The 13,261-nt window shown below is 44.0% G+C and carries 8 protein-coding genes; 5 read left to right on the top strand and 3 right to left on the bottom strand.

Translation table 11 applies throughout. The annotated features are described in order from the left end of the window. Positions 1-344: 344 nt before the first annotated feature. Entirely contained in the window at positions 345-4,319 is a 3,975-nt protein-coding gene (locus tag AWH61_RS07230) for a S8 family serine peptidase (protein WP_075176673.1), read from the top strand. A 42-nt stretch (positions 4,320-4,361) separates the two neighbouring features. On the opposite strand, the gene rmuC is transcribed toward AWH61_RS07230, so the two are convergent. Beyond that, positions 4,362-5,651 (bottom strand): DNA recombination protein RmuC, encoded by a 1,290-nt coding sequence (gene rmuC, locus AWH61_RS07225; protein ID WP_075176596.1) that lies wholly within the window; start codon positions 5,649-5,651, stop codon positions 4,362-4,364. A 233-nt stretch (positions 5,652-5,884) separates the two neighbouring features. Continuing rightward, positions 5,885-7,414 (bottom strand): fumarate hydratase, encoded by a 1,530-nt coding sequence (locus tag AWH61_RS07220; RefSeq protein ID WP_014949528.1) that lies wholly within the window; start codon positions 7,412-7,414, stop codon positions 5,885-5,887. Positions 7,415-7,682: 268 nt separating this feature from the next. Here AWH61_RS07220 and pabB point away from each other — a divergent pair, with 268 nt between their 5' ends. The 3 genes from pabB to AWH61_RS07205 all read left to right on the top strand — a co-directional run bounded on the left by pabB (position 7,683) and on the right by AWH61_RS07205 (position 11,284). Continuing rightward, entirely contained in the window at positions 7,683-9,122 is a 1,440-nt protein-coding gene (gene pabB, locus AWH61_RS07215; RefSeq protein WP_075176595.1) for an aminodeoxychorismate synthase component I, read from the top strand. Positions 9,123-9,184: 62 nt separating this feature from the next. Further along, positions 9,185-9,757, top strand: coding sequence for a CoA pyrophosphatase (locus AWH61_RS07210; RefSeq protein ID WP_014949526.1), 573 nt, complete (start codon positions 9,185-9,187; stop codon positions 9,755-9,757). A 153-nt stretch (positions 9,758-9,910) separates the two neighbouring features. Then, positions 9,911-11,284, top strand: coding sequence for an L-serine ammonia-lyase (locus AWH61_RS07205; RefSeq protein ID WP_075176594.1), 1,374 nt, complete (start codon positions 9,911-9,913; stop codon positions 11,282-11,284). Between the two features lie 87 nt (positions 11,285-11,371). Here the strand turns inward: AWH61_RS07205 and cysB are convergent, their stop codons facing one another. Then, entirely contained in the window at positions 11,372-12,346 is a 975-nt protein-coding gene (gene cysB / locus AWH61_RS07200) for an HTH-type transcriptional regulator CysB (RefSeq protein ID WP_014949524.1), read from the bottom strand. Between the two features lie 207 nt (positions 12,347-12,553). Here cysB and AWH61_RS07195 point away from each other — a divergent pair, with 207 nt between their 5' ends. Further along, positions 12,554-13,258, top strand: coding sequence for a sensor histidine kinase (locus tag AWH61_RS07195; protein ID WP_014976578.1), 705 nt, complete (start codon positions 12,554-12,556; stop codon positions 13,256-13,258). Positions 13,259-13,261 lie beyond the last annotated feature (3 nt).

Below are 13,261 nucleotides of genomic sequence, written 5' to 3'. Positions count from 1 at the left end.
TAAAAACGTAAACCTTATGTAAAAAATATGAAAATCACGTAGGACAGATGTTTCTTATTCGCCTAAGTGGACAAAGTATTTAGATTTTTACAACTTAGGATGCCAAACCACGTCGGTGTATAACTTCAAGTAAAAAAGGGAGTTATCTATGCAACGTCTATTCACCGTTAAATGTAACAAAATGTGTAAGTTGTGTATTGCAGAAACACACGTTACAAAAAGAAAAAAAGTGTGCTAGTAATAGATAGTCACAACGATAAGTTGCGTTTTAAACGAGGCGAATGACCTTTGAAGCAAACAAGAAAATCGTTGGGCTCCAGGGAACTATTCACACGAGAATAATTATGAAAAAAACAATCCTAAGTACAGTTGTTGCTACCGCATTAGCGGGCTCAGCTTTTGGTGCTTTAGCTATATCAAATCAACTATCTGGTTACGGCGTAGAGCAACAAAATGCCATTGAGGCGTCGTTCGATAAGAAGAATATTCTTGCAAATGCCATTCAAGCAAATAGCAATAGTGTACGTGTTATCGTCCAGCTAACTGATGTACCGATGGCGCAATTCAGCGCTGTAAACCCAAGTGTAAGCAGTATGGCTGCGCACAAAGGTAAAAAGGTTAACTTTGAATCAAGCGCAGCAAAGGAATATAAATCATTCCTTGAATCGCAACAGCAATCCGTTATTCAATCTATCAAGTCTTTCGACAAGTCATTTAAAGCTGATATGTCATATACGGCTGCGTTCAATGGCTTTGCGGGTATCGTTTCAAAAAGTGCTCTTGATCAGCTTTCAAGCCTGTCAACGGTGAAAGCAGTATATCCTGACGTCATTCATCACGCACAAATGGACGCAAGTTTGGACCTCATTGGTGCCGTAGAAACTTGGGAACAGCTTGGTGGTAAAGAAAATGCAGGCGCAGGTGTAAAAGTTGCGATTATTGATAGCGGTATTCGCCCAGAAAACCCGCTATTCAGTGGTGAAAACTTCACAGCTCCAGATGCTGAAACGCTTCCTACTGATGACTACTGCTCAGAAGTTCCTGATTTCTGTAACAACAAACTTATCGTAGCTCGCGCAGCCGATATCGTAGAAGGCTTCTCAGTTGTTGAAGAAGAATATGAAAGCCCACTCGGTTTTAACGGTCACGGTACTCACGTTGCCGGTACTGCTGTTGGTAACTACGGTGTAATGGCTGAGCGCGATGGTGCAGAAGCTGAAATCTCAGGTGTTGCTCCAGCCGCTTACCTAATGGTTTATAAAGGCCTTTATGCCACACCTGCTAACCCAGCGTCTTCTAGCGGCGCCTCTTCAATGCTCTTATCAATGCTTGAAGCCGCGCTTACTGACGGCGCCGACATTGTAAATAACTCGTGGGGCGGCGGCGCTGGCGGCAACCCGAACGGCTCTATTTATGAAGATGTACTTGAAGCAATGCACGATGCTGGCGTGGTTACCGTCTTCGCAGCGGGTAATGACGGTCCAAATGAAGGTACGATTGGCTGCCCTGGCTGCTCAGAAGATGTAATCACCGTTGCAAACACAACAACGGGTCGTCTATTTGCAAATGAAGTGACAATTGAAGGTGACACCACTATCGGTTCAATTCCAGCACTTTATTCTGTAGGCAATCCAGCCATTGTATTTGATAGCCCAATTACCGCACCGGTTGTTTATGCAGGTGAAGTAGATGCGGCAAACGTTGAAGGTTGTGATGCATTTGCTGCAGGCGCGTTTGACGGTGCAATTGCGCTTATCAGCCGTGGTACATGTGGCTTTGTAACAAAAATCGAGAACGCAGAGGCTGCTGGTGCAACTGCTGTTCTTGTTCACAATGTCGATGGACGCGGCGAAGCGCCAATATTAATGGGCGGCCTGAGTGAAGCACAAACCATTCCTTCACTTATGCTTCCTGCGACATCAGGGCAAGAACTTGCGTCTTTAGCGGTAGCAACAGACGAAGCACTAAACGTAACCATTGGAAGTGACATTGTTCGCGTTGTTTCAGACAGCCTTGCTGACATCATGAATGAAAGCAGCTCTCGTGGACCGAATGGCGATCCTTCATTCCTTAAGCCCAACATTGCCGCTCCTGGTACGCGTATTTTCTCTGGTGAATCTCCAGATGCACCAGGACACGAAGACCAGAACTTCTCGTTCAAAAACGGTACATCGATGGCATCGCCTCACGTTGCTGGAGCAGCTGCACTTCTTAAACAAATGCATCCTGATTGGACTGCACAACAAATTAAGAGCGCGCTAGTAACCTCTTCAATTCGTGACGTATTAAAAGAAGATGCGACTACACAAGCAGACAACTTCGACATGGGTGCTGGCCGTTTAGACTTACCTCGCGCAACGACAGTTGAGCTAACTTATAGCGACCTAAGCCTTGTAGATGGTAATTGCTACTTGAACTGTGAAATGTCTATCACGGTAACTAACACCAGCGATGAAGACATAACTGTTGATGCAACAGCTATGTTCAATGATCCAGCAATTTCGGCAACAGTGACGCCGCAAATGGCAACGCTACCTGCAGGTGCATCTGCTGAAATCATGGTTGCAGTAGACGTTACAACGGCTTCAACTGGGTCATGGTCTTTCGGGGGCATTAACTGGGCAGACACAGACGATACAACAACGGATTACTTTATTCCCGTTGCAGTTTATCCAATCAGCACAGATAGACCTGAATTATTTAGCAGTGACGTTAGCACGCAAGTGGCTGAAGAAGGTCAACTGGTTAGAGTTTCTGCATCAGCGACAAACCAAAATGTTACTGGCATGATTGGTGTTACAGGAACAGTAGACCACAAGTTCCAGATTGATCCATCTACTATTGCTGCGGTTAAGAACGGAAACCAAGAGCCTGTATCCTACGATGCTGACAAAGGTCAAATCTACTGGGAAGGTGCGTTGAACACCTCGTCTTACTCATTAGACGCAGATACTACTATCGCTGCACTAACGGGTGGTTACCTTCCAATGGCCGCGCTGGGAGTACAACCTCTAACCTGTTCAGGTTCGTGTGATGATACCTCAATCACTATCTCAGACCTTCCTGAGATGACGTATCTAGGTAAGGCATACACCTCAATGCAGATTTCTTCAAACGGTTATATATCTTTGGGGACATCTTCAGGAAACGTAACAACGCCTACGCCTGCTGTTATGCCAAACAGTAATGAACCTAACAATGTACTAGCACCTTTCTGGACAGACCTTGATTTATTAGGTACTGACGCAGGAGATGAAGGTACAGGTAACTTATATGCTGCTAGCTTGAATGGTCCTAATGGCTCATTGCTAGTAATTGAATGGGAAAATGCACAGCTGTGGGGCATTCCTGATACAAGCTTTAACTTCCAAATTTGGTATGACTTTGCTTTTGATACCATCCACTTCGTATACGGAAATATGGATAGCCCTCAATACGCTACTGTTGCTGGGTTCGAGAATCCAACGGGTACAGCTGGCTTTACTCTTGGTGCGTTAACATCTGCGGGGGCACAAGGAACGTTACCTGTTTCAGGTGATGAATTCATTTTAGCATCATCTCCTGGTGATGAAATTGAGTTCAGCTATAACGGTACCGTTGTTCCTTCAAGCGAATACATGGATGACATGCTTTCAGTTAACGAAGATGCGTCGGTAACGGCTAACATCCTTGCTAATGAAATGGACAGCACAATCATCAACACATTTACCATGGAATCGCTTTCAGGTGACTTCCGTACGTTTACGCCAATCACTATTGATAAAGCGCCACTTGATCCATCGACTGTTGAAGTAACTACTGAGCCTGCAAACGGTACAGTTACAGTAAATGAAGATGGTACGGTGACCTACGCTCCAAATACTAACTTCTTCGGTGAAGATTCATTCACGTATACCGTGCGTGTTGAAGGTACCATTGATGAAAATGAAGAGCCGGTAGAAGGTGATATTGTTGGTGAAGGCACAGTAACTGTAGCGGTTGCGGGTGTGCAAGATGCTCCAGTTATTTCGATATCTGCTCCAACTAGCGTTGATGAAGGTGAGTCATACACCGTGACGGCTTCTGCAACTGACCCGGACGGTGACGACGTAACTATTACCGTAAATGGTATGGCTACATCATCAATCACTGACACCGCGCCAAGTCATGAACAGGCTCGTCAAGTAACGGTTGAAGTAACTGCAACTGACGGCATCGATACTACGACAGAAACCGTAACAATTCGTGTAAACGATACATCGGGTGGTGGTTCAATGGGCTGGATTGCATTGCTTCTTGCTCCAGCAGTTTACCTACGTAGACGCATGAAACGTTCATAACGTTTTTTGATAAGAGAAAAAAGGCCGCAATTGCGGCCTTTTTTAATCGTCTTGAGAAAGTTGCTGTAAGTGCTGAGACATTCGCTTACTGGGTTGTACGCCAAGTTCTCTAAACTTTTCTATTTGCCTTACCAAGTTCCCTCTTCCACTGGTTAACTTATTCATTGCTTGTTCGTAGTTTGCGTGAGCGGTATCCATCGACTTACCTACTTTTTCCATATCCGTCACAAACCCAACGAACTTGTCATAAAGCTTTGCTGCTTGTTCCGCAATAAGCTGTGCGTTTTGATTTTGGTACTCATACTGCCAAATGTTATTAATAGTACGCAGTGCAACCAGTAAATTAGTTGGGCTAACCAACATGATATTGTGATTAAGTGCCATTGTGACTAAATCTGGTTCTTCTTCGACAGCAATCAGAAATGCAGGCTCAATGGGAATGAAAAGTAACACATAATCCAGTGTCTTTATGCCTTTCAGCGTTTGGTAGTCCTTCGAGCCTAAGCCTTTGATGTGCCCTTTTATAGAAGCCACATGTTGACTTAAAAATTGCGCTTTCTCAGCTTCATCATCACAGTTGTAATACCTTTCATAGGCCGCCAAACTTACTTTTGAATCTATGATCACATCTTTATCATTTGGCAAATGCACCACGACATCTGGTTGAAATCGCTTGCCGTGCTCTGATGTTGCTGACATTTGTGTTTCAAATTCATGACCCTCGCGTAAACCAGATTCTTTGAGTATCCGCTCAAGCACTACTTCGCCCCAGTTTCCTTGCTTTTTATTGTCACCTTTTAGTGCATTGGTCAGCGCTGCAGCTTCTTCCGTAATTTTCTGGTTGAGAGCCTTTAAACTTAGAATCTCTGTTTTAAGTGAGGCTCGCTCCTGCCCCTCACGTATGTGTTGTTCTGAGATTTGACGTTTAAAACCATCTAACTCGTTTTTGAATGGCGCCAAAACAGCTTCTATATTGTGTTTTGTTTGTTGCGTGTAACGCTGTTGCTTTTCTTCAAATATCCGATTTGCTAGATTTTCGAATTGCGTATGCAGACGTTGTTCAGATGCATTCATAGACGCAAGCTTATCTTCATGCGCAGCATGAAGCGCCTGAATTCTTGCTTGGTGCGCTTCGTTTTGTGCTTGAAGCTTGGCAATAGCAATACGCTCGCTATTCAAATCATTTTGTAGCTGCTCATTGATTTGCGAAAGCTGCGCTATCTTGGCGGCATTCGCCTGGCCTCGAATAAATGAATAAAGTGAAAAAGCACACACACTTACGAAGGCTATAAGAAAGGAAATGGGCTCGCTAGAAATAAGGTTAATTAACATAGTGCACGTTCATACTGTTATTTTGTACAGCACTATAAACAAAATCAGATAAATATACCAACTGGTATAAATTTAAAATGAAATTGGGGCAAAACGTCTAGCACGTAAACCCTTGAAAAAATGAAACTACACAAATGAAAACAGGTGCTATTGCACCCGTTTTTTATATTGTGATGAAAAACCTAATTAGCTTTCTTAAGCAGAACGGCTCATCTTAAGTTTTGTCTTCCTCTCTATTTAGATAGCGAGGCATCAAGCTCTTCAATTTTTGCTTTCCAAATGGCCGGACCATTTTTGTGAGCATTGGCACCCGTGCTGTCTACTGCAACGGTTACTGGCATGTCTTCTACGTCGAACTCGTAAATTGCTTCCATACCTAAGTCCTCGAATGCTACGACACGAGATTTCTTAATGGCTTTAGATACAAGGTACGCTGCACCTCCAACTGCCATTAGATAAACCGCTTTGTGTTTAGCAATTGAATCAACGGTTGCTGGACCACGCTCTGCTTTTCCAATCATGCCAATAAGGCCTGTTTTCTCTAGCATCATGTCTGTGAACTTATCCATACGGGTAGCCGTTGTCGGGCCAGCCGGACCAACCACTTCGTCACCTACAGCGTCAACAGGACCAACGTAATAGATGAACCGGTTAGTTAGGTCAACGCCCTCCGGTAAACCTTCACCATTTTCCATCATGGTTTGAATGCGCTTGTGAGCAGCATCACGACCGGTAAGCATCTTACCCGACAGCAGTACCGTTTCGCCTACTTTCCACTCTTGGATATCTTCTTTTGTTACTTCATCAAGGTTAACGCGGCGAGTGTTTTCGCTCACTTCCCAAGTTACTTCTGGCCAATCTTCTAATTTAGGTGGCGTAAGCTCCGCTGGACCCGAACCATCTAGATAAAAATGTGCGTGACGAGTCGCCGCACAGTTAGGGATCATTGCTACAGGTTTTGACGCAGCGTGAGTAGGTAGCGACTTAATCTTAACGTCAACAACGGTCGTTAAACCACCTAGGCCTTGTGCACCGATACCCAGCTTATTTACGCGGTCAAAAATTTCTAAGCGAAGTTTTTCATCGGTAGTTTGCGGGCCGCGCTCTATAAGCTCTTGAATGTCTACTGGGTCCATAAGGCTTTCTTTTGCAAGTACCGCTGCTTTTTCAGCCGTACCGCCAATACCTATTCCCAGCATTCCTGGAGGGCACCAGCCAGCCCCCATCGTCGGCAAAGTTTTTACTACCCAGTCAGCAATATCATCGCTTGGGTTAAGCATTACCATTTTAGACTTGTTTTCAGAACCGCCGCCTTTAGCCGCGATCATCACTTCGATCTTTTCACCCGCTACCATGTCGATATGCACAACAGATGGCGTATTGTCTTTGGTGTTTTTGCGCGCACCGGCAGGGTCAGCAACGATAGAGGCGCGAAGTGGATTGTCTGGATTAAGGTATGCACGACGTGTACCTTCATCAACCATTTCTTGAACGGTCATGTCAGTTTTATCCCATGTCACACCCATACCAACTTTAACAAAACAGGTTACGATCCCCGTGTCTTGACACAAAGGGCGTTTACCCTCTGCAGACATGCGTGAGTTGATAAGAATTTGCGCCATCGCGTCTTTCGCGGCTTGGCTCTTTTCCTTTTTATAGGCTTCTTCTACGGCTTTAACGTAATCGAGCGGGTGATAATAAGAAATAAATTGCAGGGCATCTTCAATGCTGTCAATGAAGTCTTGTTGACGGATAACGGTCATGACATCCTCTTTTTATTTGGCTTTCGTGGTCTTAGCTAGCTAAAAAAGCGTATACTAGCGCATCTAAAGACAACGCACCATGTAAAACCATGTGCTTGTGGCTAATTCCAGTCATTTTTAAAAACTATGCTGAAGGGATATCTGAAAAAGCAGCCTAATGTGATCGGTTATTAGCCCTTATTTGTTAACGCCAGTTAAAAATAGAAGGAAGTTTGTGCTTAATTCAAGCACCAAACGCCCACGATAAAAAGAAGTACAGAAAACACCTATGTCACACGCAGATACTATTCACGTTCATGTTTCCCGTTTCACTGCAGAGGAATTAGCCGATAAATTAGCGCTAAATTGTGACGAGAACACAGCCGTTTTCAATGAACTTTTTAAGCGAGTCTCTACACGCCCATATTCTCTTTTACTCGATACTTCTGGTTCGTCGAAAAGTGAAGGACGCTTCAATATTATGGCATTTTCACCTTCCGCAGTTATCGAAGCAAAAGGTGATAATGTTCAACTCATCGAACTAAACACTTCAAAGCGTCAGCAATTGACATTAGCTCCCTTTGAAGCGGTGCAAGCACACTTACATGCGCGCGTTTCAAATGTGAACATACATGCCAGTGTAAATACAGCGCACCTCCCTTTTATTATCGGTGTGGCTGGTATGGCAGGCTATGACACTGGGCGCTTTTACGAAACGATGCCAAGCATCGCCAAAGATGACTACGAAACCCCTGATTTCGCGGTTGGCCTTTATCTTCGTTCACTTATTGAAGATACAAAAACAGGTTACATCTATTATTGCTCCGTTGACAGTCAACCACTGACTCAGGTTTTTTCTTCGTTCAACGACGAAACACCTGAGCCAAATTTCAAGTTAACGTCGCGGTTCGAATCAAATTTGTCTAAAACGGAATATGAAGCTTGTTTGGATAAAATACACGCCTATTTGCGTGCCGGTGATTGCTACCAAGTAAATATGGCGCAACGTTTTAGCGCAGCGTTTGAAGGGAATATGTGGCAAGCATATTGTGAGCTACGCAATCAAAATCAAGCGCCATTTTCAGCTTTCTATAACCTGCCCCAAGGCTGTATTGCTTCCATTTCACCAGAGCGCTTTCTACGCGTTAAAGATGGGGTTGTAGAAACAAAACCGATAAAGGGTACACGCCCGCGATTTGAAGACAAAGAAGAAGATGCCGCCAGTGCTCAGAGCTTGCTCTCAGCAGAAAAAGACCGTGCAGAAAATCTTATGATTGTAGATCTGCTGCGCAACGATATTTCAAAGCACTGCAAACCTCACACGGTGAACGTACCCGCACTCTTTGCTCTTGAAAGTTATCAGGCTGTGCACCATTTAGTAAGTACGGTAACTGGTGAATTGAATGAGTCTTCTTCGCCTTTATCACTTCTGGCATCAGCATTTCCTGGGGGGTCAATAACTGGAGCACCGAAAATCCGCGCGATGGAAGTTATCGATGAGCTAGAGCCTCACCGCCGGAATATCTACTGTGGCAGCGTGTTCTATATGGGTTTTCGTGAAGACATGGATTCAAGTATTTGTATTAGAACCGTATTGGCAGAGAACCGTCGATTACATTGCTGGGCCGGTGGTGGTATTGTGCTAGATTCTGTTTCTAACGAAGAATATCAAGAAACCCTAGATAAAGTGTCTAGAATACTGCCAGTACTTGAATCAATTAACCAATAGCACAGTATTTGTATGTAATGTGCTAGCACAAAGGTAAGCATATAGGTTGTAAGCAAATATCTATGACAAAGAACGAATTTCTATCACAGTTTCACCACTTAAGGCAGCCTCACACCGAGCCTGATTTTCCGTTGCGAAAAACAGGACGCCCTGCGGCTGTACTTATCCCCCTGATAGATTATGGGAATTCGCTTCAATTACTGCTTACCGAACGAGCGCACCACCTCAAGCATCACCCAGGTCAAATCAGCTTTCCAGGCGGAGCGGTCGACGAAGCTGACAATTCTTTTTTTGACGCGGCACTTAGAGAAGCTGAAGAAGAAGTTGGTTTACCCGCTACTCACGTAGACGTAGTAGGAATGTTGCCTAGATACCGAACAATCAGCGGATATGAAATTGCGCCAGTTGTTGGCTTTGTAAATCCTGACTTTACACCGATTATTGACAAAAATGAGGTAGAAAGCGCTTTTGAAGTACCGCTCGCACATGTTTTAGACAGAAGAAATCATTTAGTTCACACGACGCATCGCGATAAAAAGGCATTTCCAATTTACTTTATCCCATGGAAAAACCGCATGATATGGGGCGCAACGGCGGCAATGTTACGCAATCTATCTCATCATATTCATCCTTAGCCTTTGTATTTGCTTATCCGCTCTTGTGTGTACTATAAATTAAACTTTACAGCGTATTAGCAAAACTAATCCCTTTATTAGCTTTTCTGTATTGTGGTTTTTCCGTGGTGGATGCATGATCTTACTATTACTTTGTTTTAATTTTGAAAGTTTATGATCAGTGTATTTGATATGTTCAGCGTGGGCATTGGCCCATCGAGTTCGCACACCGTAGGACCAATGAAAGCAGGCGCCGAGTTTGTCACCGAACTCGCTCAGGAAGCTGCGCTTTTTGATTCAGTGGATAGCGTGAAAGTTGAACTGTTTGGGTCATTAGGCCAAACCGGTATCGGCCACGGAACAGGAAAAGCTGTTATCCTCGGTTTACTAGGAGAACTTCCAGACGTTGTCGATGTGGACAGCATCGAGGCTAAACTTGAAGAAATACGCAACACGGAAAAGCTTTGCCTTAATGGCCAGAAATTAGTGCGCTTTCCTAACAAAAACGCCATTGTTTTTCACCGCCGTAAAACGCTCCCCAAACACGCTAATGCCTTAACGTTTTATGCGTACGCGAAAGATGAGCTTGTAAAACAGCAAACTTATTACAGTATTGGCGGTGGCTTCATCATAAAAGACGAAGACTTCGATGCGACCAAAGCGCATGCAGCCAGTCTGCAAGCATCAGTACCCTTCCCTTTTAAAACGGCCGGTGACCTTCTTGCTCTGTGTAAAACTAACGGCTTAAGCATTAGTTCACTGATGCTACGTAACGAATCAACTTTCAGGCCCAAGCACGAAGTGAAGCAACAGCTACACAACATTTGGTTAGTGATGAAAGCCTGTATTCAGCGAGGTATCGAAAGCGAGGGTATTTTACCTGGCGGGCTAAAGGTAGTTCGCCGTGCGCCTGGACTATACCGTCGACTTCAAACTGAACACACAAACGACCCTATGCAGACTATGGATTGGGTTAACTTGTTTGCTTTAGCTGTAAACGAAGAAAATGCAGCTGGCGGCCGTGTTGTAACTGCACCTACAAATGGAGCAGCGGGCATCATTCCGGCGGTTCTACAGTACGTAGATAAATTTATCCGACCTGTTGATGAAGAAGTAGCAAGCCGTTTCCTGCTTACCGCAGGCGCTATTGGTATTCTCTATAAAGAAAATGCGTCAATCTCAGGTGCTGAAGTAGGTTGCCAAGGAGAAGTAGGCGTCGCTTGTTCAATGGCTGCAGGCGCGTTAGCTGAAATTATGGGGGGCACAGCTGCCTCGGTAGAGAACGCGGCGGAAATCGGTATGGAGCACAACCTCGGCCTTACTTGTGATCCTGTTGGTGGTCTGGTTCAGGTTCCGTGCATTGAGCGAAATGCCATGGGTGCAATCAAAGCCATTAATGCTTCTCGTCTTGCACTGCGCGGAACGGGTGAGCAAAAAGTATCGCTAGATAAGGTTATTAAAACCATGCGCGATACCGGTAATGATATGAAGACTAAATATAAAGAAACGGCGAGAGGTGGACTCGCGGTAAATATTATCGAATGTTAGCGCCTCGCTTTAACTAGACAATATGTGAAACGCAAAAAAGGGGCAATTAGCCCCTTTTTTAATGAACGTTTTCAACAAGCGCTGCGTTTACTTTACTGGAAGCGTCACGCCTTTAAACATTTTTTCCACTTCTTCGTTATTTTTCAGCATCATAGCTTTCTCAACCTTGTCCTTGGTCAGGTGAGGCGCAAAACGCTCAATGAAATCGTACATATAACTTCTTAAGAACGACCCTTTTCTGAAACCAATTTTCGTCGTGCTGTAATCGAACAAGTGACTTGCATCTATCTTCACAAGATCATCATCTAACTCTTCGCTTACCGCCATCGACGCAATAACACCAATACCGACACCTAAGCGGACATAGGTTTTAATAACGTCGGCATCTGTTGCGGTAAAGACTATTTTAGGTGTTAGCCCTGCTCTTTCAAACGCTTGGTCTAATTCAGAGCGCCCGGTGAAACCGAAAACATAAGTAACCAACGGATATTTGGCAATGTCTGAAATATCGATAGTGCCCTTTTTCGACAACGGATGGTCTTTGTTTACTATTACACTGCGATTCCAGTGATAACAAGGAAGCATGACTAAATCGTTGTACAAGTGGAGAGCCTCGGTAGCGATAGCAAAATCGGCTTCGCCTTTGGCAGCCAGGTCGCTAATTTGAGACGGCGTGCCCTGATGCATGTGTAATGACACTTTTGGATACTTGCTCATGAACCCCTGAATAACGTCAGGTAATGCATAACGGGCTTGCGTATGCGTGGTCGCAATATTAAGTTTACCTTGATCTGGAAGCGTGTGCTCCCTTGCTACCGCTTTAATACTCTCTACTTTGGCTAGTATTTCACGAGCTATATTGATTACATCGTTACCAGCGTCTGTTACGTGTGTTAAATGCTTACCGCTACGGCCAAAAATCTGAACACCTAGTTCATCTTCCAACATGCGAACTTGTTTGCTGATACCCGGCTGTGAGGTATATAAACTTTCTGCTGTTGCTGACACGTTCAAATTGTTATTGAGGACTTCTACGATATACCGTAGTTGCTGTAGCTTCATATTTTACACCGTTTAATGCGATAGACTGACACTGTACTCCCTCCGTTATAACCAAAACCACCTTTTTTTACTAGTTGCTATTACGAAATTGGCATTATAAAGTTGAAAATAATTGAATTTTTACATTTTCGAGTGGATTTATTCGCCTTTGTCCGATTTCTTCTACATTATGGGTAGGTGATTAAAAAGCACGGTGTTAGATAGATAATGAGTAGCAGTAAACAAGTTACATCCACAATTGATTTTTCATCGGTGTTGGCAGCTGCTGTGCACGATATGAAAAATTCACTTTTTCTCCTTATTCAATCTATTGAAACACTCAGCGACGCCCTTTCTCCTCACGACGAGAAAGCTAGAGAGCAGGTTGCGAGTGTTCATTATGAAGCATCTAGGCTCAACACCAATCTTGTTCAAGTACTCTCTTTGTACAGGGCTGAATTAGAAAGTTTACCCATTACCGTTGACGAAAGTTTCATCAAAGATTTGGTTGAAGATGTTGTTGGCTCTAATGCGTTATATGTATCTCAGAAAAATATTGATATAAGCATCGCTATCGAAGATGACCTTAGCTGGTACTTAGACAGTGAGTTAATTTATTTGTTATTAAACGATGTAATCATTAACGCAATGCGCTATGGAACATCCAAAATAATAGTAAGTGCCAAGGCAGACGAGAACGACTTCATGACCATTAAAATAGAGGATGATGGTCGTGGCTATCCCGAAGCGATGTTAACCAAAAGCCACGAAGAGCTCTGTGACTTTGAGTTAAGCCAAGGAAGAACGGGATTGGGGTTATTTTTTGCGAAGTTAATTGCAAACGCACATTCTCAAGGAGATAAAGTGGGCTCAATCGCCCTTTCCAACGGCGGGAGTCTCGGTGGAAGTGTATTTGAAGTAAAAATACCGTAAGAT

Origin of the sequence: Alteromonas sp. W12, assembly GCF_001924945.1 — a bacterium.
GTDB lineage: Bacteria > Pseudomonadota > Gammaproteobacteria > Enterobacterales > Alteromonadaceae > Alteromonas > Alteromonas macleodii.
This window is presented reverse-complemented; position numbering and strand designations above follow the sequence as displayed.

Coding starts and splice junctions, on each gene's coding strand:
- pabB (WP_075176595.1), top strand. CDS start 7,683: ATGTCACACGCAGATACTATTCACGTTCATGTTTCCCGTTTCACTGCA.
- AWH61_RS07210 (WP_014949526.1), top strand. CDS start 9,185: ATGACAAAGAACGAATTTCTATCACAGTTTCACCACTTAAGGCAGCCT.
- rmuC (WP_075176596.1), bottom strand. CDS start 5,651: ATGTTAATTAACCTTATTTCTAGCGAGCCCATTTCCTTTCTTATAGCC.
- AWH61_RS07220 (WP_014949528.1), bottom strand. CDS start 7,414: ATGACCGTTATCCGTCAACAAGACTTCATTGACAGCATTGAAGATGCC.
- AWH61_RS07205 (WP_075176594.1), top strand. CDS start 9,911: ATGATCAGTGTATTTGATATGTTCAGCGTGGGCATTGGCCCATCGAGT.
- AWH61_RS07230 (WP_075176673.1), top strand. CDS start 345: ATGAAAAAAACAATCCTAAGTACAGTTGTTGCTACCGCATTAGCGGGC.
- cysB (WP_014949524.1), bottom strand. CDS start 12,346: ATGAAGCTACAGCAACTACGGTATATCGTAGAAGTCCTCAATAACAAT.
- AWH61_RS07195 (WP_014976578.1), top strand. CDS start 12,554: ATGAGTAGCAGTAAACAAGTTACATCCACAATTGATTTTTCATCGGTG.